Annotated in this window: 17 protein-coding genes; 11 read left to right on the top strand and 6 right to left on the bottom strand. The window is 72.2% G+C overall.

Going from position 1 to position 19,745, the window contains the following annotated elements; all coding sequences use genetic code 11:
• Positions 1-139: 139 nt before the first annotated feature.
• Positions 140-1,831, bottom strand: a complete 1,692-nt coding sequence (gene paaN / locus M2157_RS23765; protein ID WP_280866161.1) for a phenylacetic acid degradation protein PaaN — start codon at positions 1,829-1,831, stop codon at positions 140-142.
• A gap of 160 nt (positions 1,832-1,991) precedes the next feature.
• Here paaN and M2157_RS23760 point away from each other — a divergent pair, with 160 nt between their 5' ends.
• Positions 1,992-3,509, top strand: coding sequence for a 3-hydroxyacyl-CoA dehydrogenase (locus tag M2157_RS23760; RefSeq protein WP_280866160.1), 1,518 nt, complete (start codon positions 1,992-1,994; stop codon positions 3,507-3,509).
• Positions 3,506-4,096, top strand: a complete 591-nt coding sequence (locus M2157_RS23755; protein ID WP_280863647.1) for a TetR/AcrR family transcriptional regulator — start codon at positions 3,506-3,508, stop codon at positions 4,094-4,096. Before M2157_RS23760 ends, M2157_RS23755 begins: the two co-directional genes overlap by 4 nt.
• 2 nt (positions 4,097-4,098) lie before the next feature.
• Here the strand turns inward: M2157_RS23755 and M2157_RS23750 are convergent, their stop codons facing one another.
• The gene (locus tag M2157_RS23750; protein ID WP_057609016.1) at positions 4,099-4,584 is read right to left on the bottom strand and encodes an Lrp/AsnC family transcriptional regulator; all 486 of its coding nucleotides are present in this window, start codon (positions 4,582-4,584) and stop codon (positions 4,099-4,101) included.
• 191 nt (positions 4,585-4,775) lie between these two features.
• Here M2157_RS23750 and pdhA point away from each other — a divergent pair, with 191 nt between their 5' ends.
• The 6 genes from pdhA (at position 4,776) to M2157_RS23720 (ending at position 11,833) form a co-directional block, all read left to right on the top strand.
• Positions 4,776-5,921 carry a pyruvate dehydrogenase (acetyl-transferring) E1 component subunit alpha gene (pdhA, locus tag M2157_RS23745; RefSeq protein WP_280863646.1) on the top strand — a complete coding sequence of 382 codons (1,146 nt, stop codon included), beginning with the start codon at positions 4,776-4,778 and terminating at the stop codon, positions 5,919-5,921.
• Entirely contained in the window at positions 5,918-6,922 is a 1,005-nt protein-coding gene (locus tag M2157_RS23740; protein ID WP_280863645.1) for an alpha-ketoacid dehydrogenase subunit beta, read from the top strand. Before pdhA ends, M2157_RS23740 begins: the two co-directional genes overlap by 4 nt.
• A complete protein-coding gene (locus M2157_RS23735; protein ID WP_280863644.1) occupies positions 6,922-8,349 on the top strand; it encodes a dihydrolipoamide acetyltransferase family protein in 1,428 nt (475 codons plus the stop codon). Before M2157_RS23740 ends, M2157_RS23735 begins: the two co-directional genes overlap by 1 nt.
• A gap of 102 nt (positions 8,350-8,451) precedes the next feature.
• Positions 8,452-9,372, top strand: a complete 921-nt coding sequence (locus M2157_RS23730) for an NTP transferase domain-containing protein (RefSeq protein ID WP_280863643.1) — start codon at positions 8,452-8,454, stop codon at positions 9,370-9,372.
• Positions 9,369-10,730, top strand: coding sequence for a molybdopterin molybdotransferase MoeA (locus M2157_RS23725; RefSeq protein ID WP_280863642.1), 1,362 nt, complete (start codon positions 9,369-9,371; stop codon positions 10,728-10,730). Before M2157_RS23730 ends, M2157_RS23725 begins: the two co-directional genes overlap by 4 nt.
• Positions 10,718-11,833 carry a potassium channel family protein gene (locus M2157_RS23720; protein ID WP_280866159.1) on the top strand — a complete coding sequence of 372 codons (1,116 nt, stop codon included), beginning with the start codon at positions 10,718-10,720 and terminating at the stop codon, positions 11,831-11,833. The genes M2157_RS23725 and M2157_RS23720 overlap by 13 nt, the downstream gene beginning before the upstream one ends.
• On the opposite strand, the gene M2157_RS23715 is transcribed toward M2157_RS23720, so the two are convergent.
• Both M2157_RS23715 and M2157_RS23710 read right to left on the bottom strand, forming a co-directional pair.
• Entirely contained in the window at positions 11,834-12,682 is an 849-nt protein-coding gene (locus tag M2157_RS23715) for an ABC transporter permease (RefSeq protein ID WP_266562330.1), read from the bottom strand.
• On the bottom strand, positions 12,679-13,701 hold the full coding sequence (locus tag M2157_RS23710) for an ATP-binding cassette domain-containing protein (RefSeq protein WP_280866158.1): 1,023 nt from the start codon (positions 13,699-13,701) through the stop codon (positions 12,679-12,681). The genes M2157_RS23715 and M2157_RS23710 overlap by 4 nt, the downstream gene beginning before the upstream one ends.
• Positions 13,702-13,883: 182 nt before the next feature.
• Here M2157_RS23710 and M2157_RS23705 point away from each other — a divergent pair, with 182 nt between their 5' ends.
• Positions 13,884-14,864: an NAD(P)H-quinone oxidoreductase gene (locus tag M2157_RS23705; RefSeq protein WP_280863639.1), complete on the top strand. Its 981-nt coding sequence runs from the start codon at positions 13,884-13,886 to the stop codon at positions 14,862-14,864.
• A gap of 32 nt (positions 14,865-14,896) precedes the next feature.
• Here the strand turns inward: M2157_RS23705 and M2157_RS23700 are convergent, their stop codons facing one another.
• Positions 14,897-15,673 carry a hypothetical protein gene (locus M2157_RS23700; protein ID WP_280866157.1) on the bottom strand — a complete coding sequence of 259 codons (777 nt, stop codon included), beginning with the start codon at positions 15,671-15,673 and terminating at the stop codon, positions 14,897-14,899.
• A 136-nt stretch (positions 15,674-15,809) separates the two neighbouring features.
• Here M2157_RS23700 and M2157_RS23695 point away from each other — a divergent pair, with 136 nt between their 5' ends.
• The gene (locus M2157_RS23695) at positions 15,810-16,352 is read left to right on the top strand and encodes a bacterial proteasome activator family protein (protein ID WP_280863637.1); all 543 of its coding nucleotides are present in this window, start codon (positions 15,810-15,812) and stop codon (positions 16,350-16,352) included.
• Between the two features lie 415 nt (positions 16,353-16,767).
• A complete protein-coding gene (locus tag M2157_RS23690; protein ID WP_280863636.1) occupies positions 16,768-18,333 on the top strand; it encodes a protein kinase in 1,566 nt (521 codons plus the stop codon).
• Between the two features lie 76 nt (positions 18,334-18,409).
• Here the strand turns inward: M2157_RS23690 and M2157_RS23685 are convergent, their stop codons facing one another.
• Complete coding sequence (locus M2157_RS23685) at positions 18,410-19,720, bottom strand: phosphotransferase (protein WP_280866156.1); 1,311 nt, start codon at positions 19,718-19,720, stop codon at positions 18,410-18,412.
• Between the last annotated feature and the right edge of the window lie 25 nt (positions 19,721-19,745).

The raw sequence follows: 19,745 nt of genomic DNA, 5'->3' as shown, positions 1-19,745 counted from the left end.
AGAGGGGGTGCCCCCAGCCACGTTGTCGTCACTCTCCCCCGCTCTCGGCTTCGCTCGAGCGGGGGGACCCTCATGACCCCGCTCACCTGCACTGATCGGGCACCGTTGCTCGAAGTCGGCCTGATCCGCCGGACAGACCCTAGGCCTCCCGGCGCACCTCGACCACCCGGAACCGGTTCGCGACGAACGCCCCGTCGCACAGCGCGGCGTTCGCCGCGGGGTTGCCGCCCGATCCGTGGAAGTCGGAGAACGCGGCCGTCTGGTTGACGTAGACCCCGCCCACGAGGTTCAGCGACAGCTGGGCCGCCTCCTCCAGGCAGACCTCCTGGACGGCCTGCTCGACCTCCTCGTCGGTGGTGTACGCACCGACCGTCATGGCGCCCTTCTCGCGAATCGTCCGGCGCAGCAACGCGACCGCGTCGGAAGCCGAGTCCACCGCCACGGCGAAGGACACCGGCCCGAAGCACTCGCTCATGTAGGCGGCCTCGTCGTCCGGCTTGGCCCCGTCCAGCTTGACGACGACGGGGGTGCGCACGACCGCGCCCGGGAACTCCGGGTTGGCGATCTCCCGCGACGCCAGGGCGACTTCTCCCAGCCCCGCCGCGGCCTCCAGGCGCGCCTTCACGTCCGGGTTGACGATCGCGCCCAGCAGGGCGTTCGCGCGCGCGTCGTCGCCGAGGAGGCCTTCGACGGAGCGGGCGAGGTCGGCGACCACCTCGTCGAAGGTCTTGGGGCCCTCGTCGGTGCGGATGCCGTCCCGGGGGATCAGCAGGTTCTGCGGGGTCGTGCACATCTGGCCGCTGTACAGCGACAAGGAGAAGGCCAGGTTGGCGAGCATCCCCTTGTAGTCGCCGGCCGACTCCACGAGCACGGAGTTGACGCCGGCCTTCTCCGTGTAGACCTGCGCCTGACGGGCGTTGGCCTCCAGCCAGTCACCGAACGCCGTGGAGCCGGTGTAGTCGATGATCCGGATCTCGGGGCGCGTGGCCAGGGTCTTGGCGATGCCCTCGCCGGGGCGCTCGGCGGTGAGCGCCACCAGGTTCGGGTCGAAGCCGGCCTCGCTCAGGACGTCCCGGGCGACCTGGACCGTGAGCGCGAGCGGCAGCACCGCGCGCGGGTGGGGCTTCACCAGGACCGCGTTGCCGGTGGCCAGGGAGGCGAACAGGCCCGGATAGCCGTTCCACGTCGGGAAGGTGTTGCAGCCGATGACCAGGCCGATCCCGCGCGGGACCGGCGTGAACTGCTTGGTGAGCGCGAGCGGGTCGCGCTTGCCCTGCGGCTTGGTCCACTCCGCGGTGTCGGGTGTGCGGACCTGCTCCACGTACGCGTACGCCACCGCCTCCAGGCCGCGGTCCTGCGCGTGCGGGCCGCCGGCCTGGAACGCCATCATGAACGCCTGGCCGCTGGTGTGCATGACCGCGTGCGCGAACTCGTGCGTCCGGTCGCTGATGCGCTTGAGGATCTCCAGGCACACCACCGCGCGGATCTCCGCGCCCGCGTCCCGCCACGCCTTCTGGCCCGCCTTCATCGCGGGCAGCAGCACGTCCACGTCCGCGTGCGGGTACTCGACGCCCAGCTCGATGCCGTACGGCGAGACCTCGCCGCCCACGAAGTCGTCCGTGCCGGGCTGGCCGAGGTCGAGGCGGGTGCCCAGGAGGGCGTCGAAGGCGGCCTTGCCCGCCGCCATGTCCAGGCTGCCGTGCTCGCCGTAGGCCTTGGGGTGCTCCGGGTGCGGGGACCAGTACGCGCGGGTCCGGATCGCTTCGAGCGCCTGGTCGAGGGTGGGCCGGTGCTCGGCGATCAGCTGGTGGACGGTCAGTTCGGCGGCCATGCGGGACCAACTCCTCGTCTTTCGAACTCTTCGTCGAGCTCATGACCTGGGCAGAAACATGGGCAGGAACAGCCAGACAGAGTTAGAGTAACCGAACGATCGGTCGGGACAAGGGGGTCCGCCGCATCTGTGGAAAACCCCGTGCGGGAGGATCGCGCACATGACAGGACTCGACCTCAGCAGCCCCGTGGCAGTTGTCGGCACCGGCACCATGGGCCAGGGCATCGCCCAGGTCGCGCTGGTCGCCGGGCATCGCGTGCGGTTGTACGACGCCGCCCCCGGCCGTGCCCGGGAGGCGGCCGACGCGATCGGTGCCCGGCTGGACCGGCTCGTCGAGAAGGACCGGCTCACCGCCGCCGACCGGGACGCGGCGTGCGCCCGTCTCGCGCCCGCGGAGCACCTCACCGACCTCGCGGACTGCACCCTGGTCATCGAGGCCGTCCTGGAGCGACTGGACGTCAAGCAGCAGCTCTTCCGGGAGCTGGAGGACATCGTCGTCGAGGACTGTCTGCTCGCCACCAACACCTCCTCCCTGTCGGTGACGGCCATCGCCGGCGCCCTGCGCCACCCGGGCCGCTTCGTGGGCCTGCACTTCTTCAACCCCGCGCCGCTGCTGCCGCTGGTCGAGGTCGTCTCCGGGTTCGCCACCGACGTCTCCTCGGCCACACGCGCGTACGAGACGGCACGCGCGTGGGGCAAGACGCCGGTCGCCTGCGCCGACACCCCGGGCTTCATCGTCAACCGCATCGCGCGGCCCTTCTACGCCGAGGCGTTCGCGGTCTACGAGGCCCAGGGCGCCGAGCCCGCCACCATCGACGCGGTCCTGCGTGAGTGCGGAGGGTTCAAGATGGGCCCGTTCGAACTGACCGACCTGATCGGGCAGGACGTCAACGAGTCCGTGACGCACTCCGTGTGGCGGGCCTTCTTCCAGGACGTGCGCTTCACGCCCTCGCTGGCCCAGCAGCGTCTGGTCGAGTCGGGCCGGCTCGGCCGCAAGAGCGGACAGGGCTGGTACGACTACACGGACGGCGCCGAGCGCGACGAGCCGCACACCGCGGAGCGGGCCCAGGCGCCCGCGTACGTCGTCGCCGAGGGCGACCTGGGGCCCGCGTCCGAACTGCTCGCCCTGATCCGTGAGGCGGGCATTCCGGTCCGCGAGGACGAGGAGGACCACGGCACCCGGCTGGTCATGCCGAGCGGCGGACAGCTCGCCCTCGCCGACGGGCAGACCTCGGTGGAGTTCCGGGACGTCGTCTACTTCGACCTGGCCCTCGACTACCGCAGGGCCACGCGCATCGCGCTGTCCGCCTCCCAGGACACCTCGCAGCAGACCCTCACCGAGGCCGTCGGGCTCTTCCAGGCGCTCGGCAAGGACGTCAGCGTCATCGGTGACGTGCCCGGCATGATCGTCGCGCGCACGGTCGCCCGCATCGTCGACCTCGCGCACGACGCCGTCGCCAAGGGCGTGGCCACCCAGGAGGACATCGACACCGCTATGCGGCTCGGGGTGAACTATCCCCTCGGCCCGTTCGAGTGGAGCCGCAGGCTCGGCCGCAACTGGGCGTACGCCCTCCTCGACGACCTGCACATGCGTGACCCCTCCGGGCGGTACGCGCCCTCGCTCGCGCTGTACCGCCACGCTTACGCCTCCGACAAGCGGGAGGGCAGCACCTCATGACGACCGCCAAGCGGGACACGTACACCCCGGAGACGCTGCTGTCCGTCGCCGTGCAGATCTTCAACGAGCGCGGCTACGACGGAACCTCCATGGAGCACCTCTCCAAGGCGGCCGGTATCTCCAAGTCGTCGATCTACCACCATGTGTCCGGCAAGGAGGAGCTCCTGCGCCGGGCCGTCAGCCGGGCCCTGGACGGCCTCTTCGAGATCCTCGACGAGGAGCACGCGCGCGTGGGCCGTGCCTCCGCCCGCCTGGAGTACGTCGTGCGGCGCATGGTCGAGGTGCTGATCGCCGAACTGCCGTACGTCACCCTGCTGCTGCGCGTGCGCGGCAACACCGGCACCGAGCGCTGGGCCCTGGAGCGCCGCCGTGACTTCGACCACCGGGTCGCCGAGCTGCTGAAGGCGGCGGCCGCGGACGGCGACGTACGCGGCGACGTGGAGGTACGCCTCGCGACCCGCCTGGTCTTCGGCATGATCAACTCCATCGTGGAGTGGTACCGCCCGGACGGGCGAGGGATGAACGAGCGCGAAGTCGCCGACGCAGTGGTGCAGTTGGTGTTCTCCGGGCTGCGCGAACAGCCCTGAGGTCAGCCCTGCGGTTCCAGGTCCTCCTCCTCGAAGACCAGGAGGGTGCGGGTGCTGAGGACCTCCGGGATCGCCTGGAGGCGGGTCAGGACCAGCTCGCGCAGGGATCTGTTGTCGGGTGTGTGGACGAGGAGCAGCACGTCGAAGTCCCCGCCGACCAGAGCGATGTGGGAGGCCCCGGGCAGCTGTCTGAGCTGTTCGCGCACCGTTCGCCAGGAGTTCTGGACGATCTTCAGAGTGATGTACGCCGAGGTGCCCTGGCCGGCGCGCTCGTGGTTGACGCGGGCCCCGAAGCCGCGGATGACGCCGTCCTCGACGAGCCGGTTGATCCGCGCATAGGCGTTGGCGCGCGAGACATGGACCCGTTCGGCGACCGATCTTATCGACGCGCGGCCGTCCGCCTGGAGCATCTGGAGGATGTCCTGATCGATGGCGTCGAGCGGACGCGGGGGCGGGAGGGGGACGCCGCTCTCCGGGCCTTCGGCCATTTGTTCAGATGCCATGTCCCCCCGCCTCCCTGTCATGGACGTACTGCGTTCATTGGAGGCTGTGGAGAACCGTTTGTCCACAGCCTGAGGGGGCCGGTAGCCAAAATGTGCCGACGACCGAACAATCGGTAGGTGAGGCGCCTCACACACCCGTGGTGCGCCACCAGCCGCTCCCACGAGGAGGTGCCGTCATGACGGTCATGGAGCAGCGGGGCGCTTACCGGCCATCGCCGCCGCCCGCATGGCAGCCCCGCACGGATCCCGCGCCCCTGCTGCCCGACGCGGAGCCACGACGCGTCCTCGGCACCGACGCGGCCGCGAAGGCCGACCCGGCCCTGCTGCGCCGCCTGTACGCCGAGCTGGTGCGCGGTCGCCGCTACAACACGCAGGCCACCGCACTCACCAAACAGGGCCGCCTCGCCGTCTACCCGTCCAGCACCGGACAGGAGGCCTGCGAGATCGCCGCCGCGCTGGCCCTGCAGGACCGCGACTGGCTCTTCCCCAGCTACCGCGACACCCTCGCCGCCGTCGCCCGCGGCCTGGACCCCGTCCAGGCGCTGACCCTCCTGCGCGGCGACTGGCACACCGGCTACGACCCGCGTGAACACCGCGTGGCCCCCCTGTGCACCCCGCTCGCCACCCAGCTCCCGCACGCCGTCGGACTCGCGCACGCCGCCCGCCTCAAGGGCGACGACGTGGTCGCGCTCGCCATGGTCGGCGACGGCGGCACCAGCGAGGGCGACTTCCACGAGGCGCTGAACTTCGCCGCCGTCTGGCAGGCCCCGGTGGTCTTCCTGGTCCAGAACAACGGTTTCGCGATCTCCGTCCCGCTCGCCAAGCAGACCGCGGCCCCGTCGCTGGCCCACAAGGCCGTCGGCTACGGCATGCCGGGGCGACTGGTCGACGGCAACGACGCGGCCGCCGTGCACGAGGTCCTCACCGCCGCCGTACACCACGCGCGCGCGGGCGGCGGACCCACCCTGGTGGAGGCGATCACCTACCGCGTGGACGCCCACACCAACGCCGACGACGCGACCCGCTACCGCGGCGACGCCGAGGTCGAGACCTGGCGCGGGCACGACCCGATCGCCCTCCTGGAGCACGAACTGACCGAGCGCGGCCTGATCGACGAGGCCGGCATCGAGGCCGTGCGCCAGGACGCCGAGGAGTTCGCCGCCGGGCTGCGCGAGCGCATGAACCAGGACCCGGTCCTCGACCCCATGGACCTGTTCGCCCACGTCTATGCCGAGCCCACCCCGCAACTGCGCGAGCAGCAGGCCCAGCTGCGCGCCGAGCTCGAAGCCGAGCACGACTCTCACGGGGGTACGCGCCGATGACCACCGTCGCCCTCAAGCCGGCCACCATGGCGCAGGCCCTCACGCGCGCGCTGCGCGACGCGATGGCGGCCGACCCCACCGTGCACGTCATGGGCGAGGACGTCGGCACCCTCGGCGGTGTCTTCCGGGTCACCGACGGGCTCGCCAAGGAGTTCGGCGAGGACCGCTGCACGGACACCCCGCTCGCCGAGGCGGGCATCCTCGGCACGGCCGTCGGCATGGCGATGTACGGGCTGAGGCCGGTCGTGGAGATGCAGTTCGACGCCTTCGCGTACCCGGCGTTCGAGCAGTTGATCAGCCATGTGGCGAAGATGCGCAACCGCACACGCGGGGCGATGCCGCTCCCGATCACCATCCGCGTCCCCTACGGCGGGGGCATCGGCGGGGTCGAGCACCACAGCGACTCCTCCGAGGCCTACTACATGGCGACGCCGGGACTCCACGTCGTCACGCCCGCGACCGTCGCCGACGCCTACGGCCTGATGCGCGCCGCCATCGCCTCCGACGACCCGGTCGTCGTCCTGGAGCCCAAGCGGCTGTACTGGTCGAAGGACACCTGGAACCCGGACGACCCCCAGACCGTTGAACCGATAGGCCGCGCGGTGGTGCGGCGCTCGGGCCGGAGCGCCACACTCATCACGTACGGCCCGTCGGTACCCGTGTGCCTCGAAGCCGCCGAGGCCGCGCGGGAGGAGGGGTGGGACCTCGAAGTCGTCGACCTGCGCTCACTGGTGCCGTTCGACGACGACACGGTCTCGGCCTCGGTACGGCGGACCGGGCGGGCGGTCGTCGTGCACGAGTCGGGCGGGTTCGGCGGACCGGGCGGGGAGATCGCGGCCCGGGTCACGGAGCGCTGCTTCCACCATCTGGAGGCGCCGGTGCTGCGCGTGGCCGGGTTCGACATTCCCTATCCGCCGCCGATGCTGGAGCGTCATCACCTGCCCGGCGTGGACCGGATCCTGGACGCCGTGGGGCGTCTGCAGTGGGAGGCGGAGAGCTGATGGCGCAGGTGCTGGAGTTCAGGCTGCCGGATCTCGGCGAGGGCCTGACCGAGGCGGAGATCGTCCGCTGGCTGGTGGAGGTCGGCGACGTCGTCGCGGTCGACCAGCCGGTCGTCGAGGTCGAGACGGCCAAGGCGATGGTCGACGTCCCGTGCCCCTACGCCGGCGTCGTCACGGCCCGTTTCGGCGAGGAGGGCAGCGAGCTCCCGGTGGGGGCACCCCTGATCACGGTGGCGGTCGGAGCGGCGGCCTCCGACGGTTCGACGGCGGACTCCGGAGGTTCGGCGGGGGGCTCGGGCAACGTACTTGTCGGGTACGGCACCTCGGAGGCACCCGCGCGGCGGCGGAGGGTACGGCCGGCACCCGCCGTGCCCGCGGCCGCGAACGGCCGGAGCATCGCCTCCCCGCCCGGGGCGCCGGACGACGGGCCCCGGGCACAGACAGTCGGACAGGACGCGTCCGGGGCGGTGGCGACCGCAAGGGTGGACGAGTCCGGGGCGACCGGTCGGGCCGGTGCGCCCGAGGCCGTGGTGGACGGGCCCGTTCCCGTGATCTCACCCCTGGTGCGCCGTCTCGCGCGTGAGAACGGCCTCGACCTCAAGGAGCTCACCGGCTCCGGCCCCGACGGTCTGATCCTGCGGGCGGACGTCGAGTACGCCCTGCGGGCCGCCGCCGCACAGACGCGTACGGCACCCGTGCCGGCCGCCACTCCGGCGACAGCCCCTGCGACCACCCCCAAAGGGACCCGCGTCCCCCTCAAGGGCGTCCGGGGCGCCGTGGCCGACAAGCTCTCGCGGAGTCGGACCGAGATCCCCGACGCCACCTGCTGGGTGGACGCCGACGCGACGGAACTCATGCGCGCGCGTGCCGCGATGAACGCGACCGGCGCTCCGAAGATCTCCCTGCTCGCGCTGCTCGCCCGGATCTGCACCGCCGCCCTCGCCCGCTTCCCCGAGCTCAACTCCACCGTGGACATGGCGGCCAGGGAGATCGTCCGGCTGGACGCCGTGCATCTGGGGTTCGCCGCGCAGACCGAGCGGGGACTGGTCGTGCCGGTCGTCAAGGACGCACACACGCGTGACGCCGAGGCCCTGTCCGCGGAGTTCGCCCGGCTGACCGAGGCGGCCCGCACCGGCACCCTCACCCCCGCGGAACTCACGGGCGGCACCTTCACGCTGAACAACTACGGCGTGTTCGGCGTCGACGGCTCCACGCCGATCATCAACCACCCCGAGGCCGCCATGCTCGGCGTCGGCCGCATCGTCCCCAAGCCGTGGGTGCACGAGGGCGAGCTGGCGGTGCGCCAGGTCGTCCAGCTCTCCCTCACCTTCGACCACCGGGTGTGCGACGGCGGCACCGCGGGCGGCTTCCTGCGGTATGTGGCGGACTGCGTGGAACAGCCGGCGGTCCTGCTGCGCACCCTGTGACCGCGGCGCCGGCACATCGCGGTCGCGGCGCCGTACCCGCACGGCGCGATCGCGGCGCCGCCGCACGTTCCCTGTGATCGCGGCGGCCCGCATACTCGGGGGGTGACCTCGTACGAGCCCTCGCGCGACCAAGGCGCCGGTCCGGTGTACGACGTGGTCGTGCTCGCCGGGGGTGCCGCCCGGCGGCTCGGCGGCGCGGACAAGCCCGGTGTGCGGGTGGGCGGACGCGCCCTGCTCGACCGCGTCCTCGCCGCCTGCGCCGACGCGGGCACCACCGTCGTCGTCGCCGACCCCCGCCCCACCGCCCGGCCGGTGACCTGGGCTCGCGAGGACCCGCCCGGCGGCGGCCCGCTGGCCGCCCTGGACGCCGGCCTGCGGCACACCACGGCGCGGTACGTCCTGGTGCTCTCCGCCGACCTGCCCTTCCTCCAGGAGGGCACCGCACGGCTGCTGCTGACCGTTCTGCGCACGGGCGGCGCCGACGGCGTGCTGCTCACCGACGCCGACGGACGCGACCAGCCGCTCGTGGCCGCGTACCGCGCGACCTCGCTGCGCCATGGGCTCACCGCGCTCACCAAGGAGCACGGCGCTCTCACCGGCCTTCCACTGCGCCGGCTCACCGCCGCGCTCGACCTCACCCGCGTCCCCGACCCCGTCGCGTCCTTCGACTGCGACACCTGGGACGACATCGCCACCGCCAGGGCACGCATCAGGGAGCATGGGCACGTGTTGGATGAATGGATTTCCGCAGTCAAGGACGAACTGGGCATCGACCTCGACGTCGACACCGGCGTGCTGCTCGACCTCGCCCGTGACGCCGCGCACGGCGTGGCCAGGCCCGCGGCACCGCTGACCACCTTCCTCGTCGGCTACGCCGCCGCGCGGGCAGGCGGAGGTTCCGAGGCGGTCGCCGAGGCCTCCCGCAAGGCCGCGGCCCTGGCCCTGCGCTGGGCCGACGAGACCGACGGCGACACCGCCGCCACGCCCGACGGGGACCCCGAGACCCGCCCGGACGCCGGATGACCGCCCGGTCCCTGCGGAGCGGCGAGGACGCCGACGAGTTCGACGTCGAGGAGGCGCTGGCGCTGGTGAAGGAAGACAACGGTGCCGCCCACCGTGCCCCGGCACCCCCGCCGCAGGCCTCCGGCGCGTCCGCACGGGACGCCCACCACAAGGCGACTGCCTGGACCGAGGCCCGCGCCACGGCCGCCCGGGCCGCCCGTGCCGTGACCCGCAGCGCCCGCCGCGCCCCCGTCTCCGTACGGCTCGAGGACGCCCTCGGCCTCACCCTGGCCGCTCCCCTCGACGCCCTCACCGACCTCCCCTCCTTCAACACCTCGGCCATGGACGGCTGGGCGGTCGCGGGACCCGGACCCTGGGCCGTACGGGACGAGGGCGTGCTGGCCGGACACGCCGAGCCCGCGCCTCTCACCGACGGCGAGGCGGCCCGGATCGCCACCGGCGCCCGTATCCCCCCGGACACCACCGCCGTCCTGCGCAGCGAGCACGGACAGACCGACGAGAAGGGCAGGCTGCACGCCACCCGGGAGGTCGTCCACGGCCAGGACATCCGTCCGCGCGGACAGGAGTGCCGTAGTGGCGACCAGCTCCTGCCGCCCGGCGCCCTCGTCACCCCGGCCGTCCTCGGTCTTGCCGCGGCGGCTGGATACGACACCCTCGCCGCTGTCCCCCGCCCCCGCGTCGAAGTCCTCGTCCTCGGCGACGAGTTGCTCACCGAGGGTGCTCCGCGCGACGGCCTGATCCGGGACGCGCTCGGGCCGATGCTCCCGCCCTGGCTGCGCGCGCTCGGCGCCGAGGTCACCGCCGTACGCCGGCTCGGTGACTCCGCCGCGGCCCTGCGCAAGGCCGTCACCGGCTCCGACGCCGACGTGATCGTCACGACCGGCGGCACCGCGGCCGGACCCGTCGACCACGTCCACCCCGTCCTTGGCCGTATCGGCGCCGAACTCCTGGTCGACGGCGTCAAGGTGCGTCCCGGCCACCCCATGCTGCTGGCCCGCACCAAGGAGAACCAGCACCTCGTCGGCCTGCCCGGCAATCCCCTGGCGGCGGTCTCCGGCCTGCTCACGCTCGCCGAGCCGCTGCTGCGCACCCTGGCCGCCCGCCCGGCCCCGGAGCCGTACACGCTGCCCCTGAGGGACGAGGCCCACGGTCATCCGTACGACACCCGGCTGGTCCCGGTCGTCCTGCGCGGGGACAGCGCGGTTCCGCTGCACTACAACGGCCCGGCCATGCTGCGGGGCATCGCGGCCGCCGACGCCCTCGCCGTCGTACCGCCCGGGGGCGCCCGGCCCGGGCAGGAGGCCGAACTGCTCGATCTGCCCTGGGCGTCCGCCGGAATCGGGGTGTGTTTCACGTGAAACTTCCGGGCCATGACGCGATCGCCCGCCAGGCGGACGAGCATCTCGTGACCCACAAGGTGAAGTTGCCGCGCAAGGTGGTGGAGCACCCGTTCCGCCAGGTCGCCAAACGGGTGCTGATGGCCCTGCTGGTCCTCGCGGCGACCGCCCTGATCGTCTACGCCGACCGTGACGGCTACAACGACAACTCCGACCAGTCCGTCGACTTCCTCGACGCCTGGTACTACGCGACGGTCACCCTCTCCACCACGGGGTACGGCGACATCACCCCGGTCAGCGATGCCGCTCGGCTCACCAACATCTTCGTCGTCACGCCCCTGCGTGTGCTGTTCCTGATCATCCTGGTCGGCACGACGCTCGAAGTCCTCACCGAACGCACCCGGGAGGAGTGGCGGCTCAACCGCTGGAGGTCCACCTTGCGCGACCACACCGTCGTCGTCGGCTTCGGCACCAAGGGCCGGTCGGCGATCCAGACCGTCTGCGCGACGGGTCTGAAGAAGGAGCAGGTCGTGGTGGTCGACCCCAGCGGCAAGGCGATCGACGCCGCGACCGCCGACGGCTATGCGGGGATCGTCGGGGACGCCACCCGCAGTGAGGTGCTCATGCGCGCCGAGGTGCACAGGGCGCGGAAGATCATCATCGCCACCCAGCGCGACGACACGGCCGTCCTCGTGACCCTGACCGCCCGGCAGCTCAACAAGGGCGCCAAGATCGTGGCCGCTGTGCGCGAGGAGGAGAACGCGCCGCTGCTCAAGCAGTCCGGTGCCGACGCGGTCATCACCAGCGCCAGTGCGGCCGGCCGGCTCCTCGGTCTTTCGGTGCTCAGCCCCGCCGCAGGCATGGTGATGGAGGACCTCATCCAGCAGGGCAGCGGGCTCGACCTCGTCGAACGGCCCGTCATAAAGGCGGAGGTGGGAAGGGTTCCGAGGGATACGGAAGACCTCGTGGTGAGTGTTCTGCGCGGGCACCGGGTGCTCGGCTACGACGATCCGGCCATCGGGACCCTGGAGCTGACGGACCGGCTGATCACGATCGTGCGCGCGACGCCGGGCACCCAGGTGGCACCCGACGCGCGCCCGCTGCCTCCGATGCCCTCGCAATGATCACTTGCGGTTGTAGAGCCGCATGGTGACCGGGCCGAAGACCGCGACGAACAGGCCCGCCCAGCCCAGCGACCAGGCGATCTCGTCGGCGGGCCAGTCGCCCGCCATCAAGCCGCGCACGGCCGAGGACAGATGGGTGATCGGGCTGTTGTTGACGAAGGCCTGGAGCCAGCCCGGCATCGTGCGAGGGTCGACGAAGACGTTGGACAGGAAGGTCAGCGGGAAGATCACCATCATGCTGACGCCCATCACCGACTTCTCGGTGCGCAGCAGCAGCCCGAACATCGTCCAGATCCACGAGAAGGCGAACGAGAAGACGACGAGCAGGGCGATCCCGGCGACCACACCACCGACGCCGCCGTCCGGGCGGTAGCCGAGGATCACACCGACGGTGAGCATCACGACGGACGCGATCGTGTAGCGCAGGGCATCGCCGAGCAGATAGCCGACCATCACCGACGGCCGCCAGATCGGCAGCGTGCGGAACCGGTCGAAGACGCCCTTCTCGATGTCGGTGTTCACCGAGACACCGGTGTACATCGTGATCATCACGACCGACATCACCAGGATGCCCGGCAGCAGGAACTGGATGTACTCCTTCGGGGACCCGGCCAGGGCGCCCCCGAACAGGTACGTGTACATCAGCACCATCATGATCGGGAACGCGGTGACGTCGAAGAGCTGCTCCGGTACATGCTTGATCTTGAGGATCGCCCGCCAGCCGAAGGTCAGCGAGGCCGACAGGGCGCTCGGGCGCGGCGGACGCTCCCCGGTGACCAGCAGTGCGGCCAGCGACTCCGCGCTGACGGGGGCCAGGTCCTGGGCCTCGGTCTGTGTCGCGGTGCTCATGCCGCCACCTCGTCCTTGTCGTCGCGGGCGTCGCGGGCGTCGCGGGCGTCGTGCGTGTCGTGTCCGGTGAGGGCGAGGAAGACCTCGTCCAGGCTGGGCTGACCCAGCGAGAAGTTGTCGACGGTGATCCCGGTGCGGGCCAGTTCGGCGAGGGCGCGCGAGGCCTGTTCGGCGGCTGTGTCACCGGTCGCCGAGCCGAGCCGGGCCGTCAGTGCGACCGAGTCGGGTTCCAGCTGCACCTGGGCGTCCAGGGCCCGTCGTAGGATCTCCGCCGCCTCGGGCCGCTGCCCGCCGTCCCTGAGACGCAGATGTACGGTCCCGGCGCCCACCGAGGCCTTCAGCTCGCCCTTCGTGCCCTCGGCGATCACCCGGCCGCGGTCGATGACGGCGATCCGGGAGGCCAACTGGTCGGCCTCGTCCAGATACTGCGTGGTCAGCAGCACGGTGGTGCCCTGGGCGACGACCGCGCGCACGATGTCCCAGACCTGGTTGCGGCTGCGCGGATCGAGGCCGGTGGTCGGCTCGTCCAGGAAGAGCAGTTCCGGTGTGTTGAGGATGGACGCGGCGATGTCGATACGGCGCCGCATGCCGCCGGAGTAGTGCTTGACCTGCTTCCCGGCCGCGTCCGAAAGACCGAAGGCCTCCAGGAGCTGCCCGGCACGCTCGCGTGCGGCCTTCTTGTGGTGGCCGAGGAGGCGGCCCAGCAGGACCAGGTTCTCGGTGCCGGTGAGGTCCTCGTCGACGGAGGCGTACTGGCCGGTGAGGCTGACCCGGCCGCGGACCTCCTCGGCCTCGCGGACGACGTCGTGGCCGAAGACGTGGGCCTCGCCGTCGTCGGGCCTGAGCAGCGTGGCGAGCATCTTCACGGTGGTGGTCTTGCCGGCGCCGTTCGGGCCGAGGACGCCGTAGACCGTGCCGGCCGGCACGGCGAGGTCGACTCCGTCGACGGCCCTGGTCTCGCCGAACGTCTTCACCAGGCCCGCCGTTTCGATGGCCAGGGCTGACGTGTGCTGGCTCATGGTGGGATGTCCTTCCGCGTACTTGGGCTACGCATGGGGAGACCTTTACCGTCGCGCAAACTCATCGGTGGTGCACAGCGAATTTCGGCAGACCGGTCCAAGGACGGAGACCGCATGGGACCGCGGACCGAGCAGCGGCGGGGGCCGAGGGAGCGCGGAGCGCGAGGAGTAGCGTCGGGCGCATGCATGCGATCACGATTCCCGAACCCGGTGGGCCCGAGGCGCTGATCTGGAGCGAGGTGCCGGATGCGGTGGCCGGCGAGGGCGAGGTGCTGGTCGAGGTGGTGGCCGGCGCCGTCAACCGCGCCGACATCCTGCAACGACAGGGCTTCTACAACCCCCCGCCCGGCGCCTCCCCCTATCCCGGCCTGGAATGCTCCGGGCGGATCGCCGAGATCGGCCCCGGCGTCTCCGGCTGGGCCGTCGGCGACGAGGTGTGCGCGCTGCTCGCGGGCGGCGGCTACGCCGAGAAGGTCGCCGTACCGGCCGGACAGCTGCTGCCCGTGCCCAAGGGCCTCGACCTGCGGCGCGCGGCCGCGCTGCCCGAGGTGGTCTGCACGGTCTGGTCGAACGTCTTCATGGTCGCCCACCTGCGCCCCGGCGAGACACTGCTGGTGCACGGCGGCTCCAGCGGCATCGGCACGATGGCGATCCAGCTCGCCAAGGCCGTGGGCGCCAAGGTCGCGGTGACCGCGGGCACGCCGGAGAAGCTGGAGCGCTGTGCCGAGCTCGGCGCGGACATCCTGATCAACTACCGGGAACAGGACTTCGTCGAAGAGGTCAGGAAGGCCACCGACGGAGCGGGCGCCGACGTCATCCTCGACAACATGGGCGCGAAGTACCTCGACCGCAACGTCACGGCACTCGCCGTCAACGGACGGCTCGCGATCATCGGCATGCAGGGCGGCATCAAGGGCGAGCTGAACATCGCCACGCTGCTGAACAAGCGCGCCGCGATCAGCGCGACCTCGCTGCGGGCGCGGCCGCTGGAGGAGAAGACGGCGATCGTGGCGGCCGTACGCGAGCATGTGTGGCCACTGCTGGACGCCGGGCACATCCGTCCCGTCGTCGACCGTGAGCTGCCGATGAGCGACGCGGCCGCCGCGCACCGGGTCGTCGAGGAGAGCGGCCACATCGGCAAGGTCCTGCTGGTCGCGCCGTAGACGTTCCGGCTTTCCTGCCATCCGGTACGGCCCTACCCGCGCCGCACCCGCAGCGCGAACAGGCCGAGCGCGAGCCCCAGCCCGACCAGCACCAGCCCGGTGCCGAGCGGCAGGATGAACACCTTGGGCGCGGCAGCGGGCTGCTGCGCGGGTCGTGACGGGGCCACGGCGGTCCGCTGGGGCGGCTCCGACACGGTGGTGAGGTCACCGTCCCCGGCATCCGTCTCCCCGGAATCGGTGCCCCCGGAGTCCGTGCCGTCGGCGTCCGCGTCCTCCTCCTCCGCAGGCTCCTCCCGCCGCCCCGGCCGCTCCCGCCCCTCACCTGCACGGCTTCCGGCGCGGGACGGCGTGGCGGCCGAGGGGGAGGGAGCGAGGGAGGCCGAGGGCGAGGCGCGCTCCGGGCCGTGGCCCCGCCGGGAATCCGAGGGGTCGGCGGGCGAGGAGGGCGCCGGGCTCGTGGCGGGGTGCCGCCGTCCGTCAGCCGCCACCGCGCTCGAAGGGGTGTCGGAGGGGGAGGCCGACGAGCTCGGGGCGGTGCGCGGCGGGGTCCCGGTGGCGAGGGACCAGTCGGTCCTCCGTAGCGGCTGGTGGGCTGGTAGCCAGCCAGGCGACCGCGAGTCGGTCAAGGAGGGCGACGGGCTCGCGGCACCGCGCGGGCGCCCCGAGTCCGTCGGGCCCGCTGAGGAGAGGGGCCGCAACTCGGCGCCGTAGGCCTGAGGTGTCCCGTACGGCCGGCCGGCCTGCGGCAGGACGACGATGCACGAGCCCACCACGATCGCCAGTACCGTCGCACGTAGCCAGGGAGTCACGGGACAAGCCTGACATTCAGTAAGAAGACCGGCATTCCGTGCGGCGCCATGGGAGCGATCCGCTCTTCGGACGGTGGATCAGCGCATAGCGGGGGCACCTCATTGGTGAGGTGTACGGGTGCGAGAGAATGGCCGCATGGAGATGCCGAGGAACGAAGGTTCGCCGGAAAGTCCCCAGATCCTGGTCGTGGGCCAGGACGGGATGGCGCTGGGCGGCGGGGGTGACGACGACTCCCGCGAGGTTCCGGTCACGGAGATGGTCGAGCAGCCCGCGAAGGTCATGCGGATCGGCAGCATGATCAAGCAGCTGCTCGAAGAGGTGCGCGCGGCTCCTCTCGACGAGGCCAGCCGGGCGCGGCTCAAGGAGATCCACTCCAGCTCGGTGAAGGAGCTGGAGGACGGTCTGGCCCCCGAACTCGTGGAGGAGCTGGAGCGGCTCTCCCTGCCCTTCAACGACGACGTGACCCCGAGTGATGCGGAACTGCGCATCGCCCAGGCCCAGTTGGTGGGCTGGCTCGAGGGTCTCTTCCACGGGATCCAGACCACGCTGTTCGCCCAGCAGATGGCCGCGCGGGCCCAGCTGGAGCAGATGCGCCGCGCGCTGCCCCCGGGCGTCGGCGGCAACGAGGATGGTGTCGACCCGCGCGCCGGCGGCCGCTCGGGCGGGCCGTACCTGTAACCCCCGACCTGTGAAGGGCCCGGCAGCCGACGCTGCCGGGCCCTTCATGTCGCCGGTGGGAAACGCTCGTTCGGGTTCTTCTTCCGGGGGAGGTCCGTGCCAGGTCGGCGTGCCGGTGACCGGCGGGCGTGACCTTGGCCACGGAGTCCCGTTCCGGGGCCGCCCGTCCCCGCGGACGCGAGGTGCCCGTTCCGTGACCGTACGCGAAAGAAAGGTCGCACCGGCGTTACAGGTGCCCTACGGCCGGTACACAGAATTTGCACGCCGAGACGTAGTACAGGTTTGATGGCCGGTCCGTCTCGGGCCGGTCCCCGGGCTCATCCCGGACCGGCGGCTTGCGCGAAGGCTGTAGCGTGGCCGACGGAGACCGTGACAACACCGCGCGCACCGCGGGCAGAAACGACGGCGAGGACCGATGGCACAGCAGCAGCGCGCTCAGGGCCCGTCCGACCCCGAGGCGACTGGCGGCGGAATGTCAGATGCGCCGGAGCTGTGGGGTAACGGCGGACTGGTGGGGGACGGCCGATATCGGCTGACCCGCAGACTCGGCCGGGGTGGTATGGCCGAGGTGTTCGCGGCCGAGGACGTACGGCTCGGCCGCACCGTGGCGGTCAAGCTGCTGCGCGCCGACCTCGCCGAGGACCCGACCTCCAAAGCCCGCTTCACGCGCGAGGCCCAGTCCGTGGCCGGCCTCAACCACCACGCGATCGTCGCCGTGTACGACTCCGGCGAGGACTATGTGGGCGGCCAGTCGGTGCCGTACATCGTCATGGAGATCGTCGAGGGCCGGACGATCCGGGATCTGCTGCTCAACGCCGAGGCGCCCGGTCCCGAGCAGGCTCTGATCATCGTCTCCGGGGTCCTGGAGGCGCTCGCCTACTCGCACCAGCACGGCATCGTGCACCGCGACATCAAGCCGGCGAACGTGATCATCACGCACAACGGCGCCGTCAAGGTCATGGACTTCGGCATCGCCCGCGCCCTGCACGGCGCGTCCACGACGATGACGCAGACCGGCATGGTCATGGGCACCCCGCAGTACCTCTCCCCGGAGCAGGCCCTCGGCAAGGCGGTCGACCACCGCTCCGACCTGTACGCCACGGGGTGTCTGCTGTACGAACTCCTCGCGCTGCGGCCGCCGTTCACGGGTGAGACCCCGCTCTCCGTCGTCTACCAGCACGTCCAGGACATCCCGACGCCTCCGTCGCAGGTCTCCGACGCCGTCCCGCCGGAGCTCGACGGTCTGGTCATGCGCTCGCTCGCCAAGGAGCCGGACGACCGTTTCCAGACGGCCGAGGAGATGCGCGGGCTCGTCCAGTACGGCCTGCAGATGTTGTACGACCAGGGCGGCCACACCGGCACCTGGAACACCGGCCCGGTGACGGCGCACGACGGCCGCGGCACGCCCTCCGCGGGCTTCGCGAGCACCAGCGTGCTGCCGCACTCCGGCGACTCCTCCGGCACCACCCAGATTCCGCAGCCGATCCTGCCCTCCGGTTACAGCGGCGGGGACGACGGCGGCTTCGAAGGACACGGCAACCGGGGCAGCGGCCGCGGCAAGCTGTGGATCCTCGCCGTCCTCGCGGTGATCGCCGTCGCGGCGGGCGTCGCCCTGGCGCTCAACGGCGGCGGCGGCGGAGGCGGTGGGGGCACCGGCACCTCCGTGACGCCGACCACCTCGCAGAGCACCGAGGACCAGACGGCCAGCGAGACGCCGAGCGAGGAGCCGACCGAAGAGCAGACCGACACGTCCACGGACGACAGCGGCAGCTCGGGCGGCTCGGGCTACACGCCGTCCTATACGCCGTCGTACACGCCCTCGTACACGCCGTCGCCCACGGCGACGCAGCCGTCCGAGACGGCGACGGAGCCGACGGACACGGCGGAGCCGACCGATACGGCGCCGGAGCCGACGGAATCGGCGGACCCGACCGGCGGCCTGGTCGGGGGCACGGAAGGCGGCGGAGGCGGCGACTCCTGACCCCTCGCGACCCTTCACGCGCGCGTGGCCCCGGGAACGGGCGCCACGCGCGCGTGCCGTTTCCGGGGCCCCTGCGTCATCCCACGAACGCGTCGCACACCGCCTCGTACTCCCGCGTCCACCACACCACCAGCGCCGACGCCGCCGGGAACTGGGAGTCCGCGCGGGTGTCACCCCGCTCGTAGTGCCAGCGCAGCATCCAGAAGTCGTTGAGGCGCTCCCACCACACGCGATGCACGGCCCCCGCGAGCTCCGAGGGCGTCGCTCCCGCCGTACGCCGGTACGCGCGCGCGTAGGCCCGCACCTTCGGCAGGTCGAGCGTCCCCGCGGGGCGTACGAAGAAGATCGCGGCGGCGCGTACGGCCTCCTCCGCGCGGGGCTTCACGCCGAGCCGGTCCCAGTCGACGATCGCGGCGGGCGCGTCGCCCCGGTAGAGCAGGTTGAAGGGGTGGAAGTCCCCGTGCACCCAGCCCACCGGCCCGCCGTGCGGAGGCCGCCGTCCCACGTGCTGTTGGAGCAGTGACCGCCGCTCCAGGAGCCGGTGCCGGGCCAGCTCGTCGAAGGAGTCGGCCGGCCGGTGTCCGCGCACGCGCGCGAGGAGGTCGTCGATGAGCGCGAAGGTGGCCGCGGGGTCGGCGCCGACGTCGACGGGGGTCGTGGCCTCGCCGTTCCGGACGGGCGGGTGACCGGCGTGCGGCTTCTCGGCGCGGGCGCCGTGGGCGGGTCCGGTGGCAGGGCGCGCGGATGCGGCGCGTTCTGCACTTGACACGCTCCAGCCCGCCGGCGCGCGGTGCCGGCCGTTCGGCACCCCTTCGCCCGGCGGCGCGAGGCGCCCGCCGTCCGGTGTTCCCGCGCCTGACGGCGTGCGCGGCTCGCTGTCCGGCGCGCCCTCGTCGGTTCGTGCTCGTCCGCCCGTCGACGCATCCTTCTCCCCCTGCACGCCCCCCTCCACCGGCATCACCCGCTCCAGGCTCGCGTGCACCACCCCCAGCAGTGCCCCGAGCCGGCCGCACTGTTCGGCGGTGAGCTGGGCGCCGTGGCGATGGCGGCCCTCGATCCAGGGGTGGAGGGCGTAGGCGTGGCCGCCGACGACCGCGACGGTGCGGCCGTCGTGGGCCGGGAGGGGTGGGGCGACCGGGACGCCGAGGGCGGCCAGGCGCTGGGTGGCGCCGTGCTGGCGGGCGATCGCCTCGGGGGCGGCCGTCTCGGGGTCGAAGTGGTGCTTGAGGAAGTAACGGCCGCGGGTCGTGCGGAGCCGGTAGCCGCGGTTGAGAAGACCTTGGTCGACGGGATCGCAGGCGAGGGCGGATCCGGCGGCGTATTGGCGGAGGAGGGCGCCCAGCGGGGGCGCGTGAGGCTTGAGGGGTGGTACAGGAGAGCGCGGCACGCGCCAGATGCTAGGGCACGAGAAA

The organism is Streptomyces sp. SAI-127, assembly GCF_029894425.1.
Taxonomy (GTDB): Bacteria; Actinomycetota; Actinomycetes; order Streptomycetales; family Streptomycetaceae; genus Streptomyces.
This window is presented reverse-complemented; position numbering and strand designations above follow the sequence as displayed.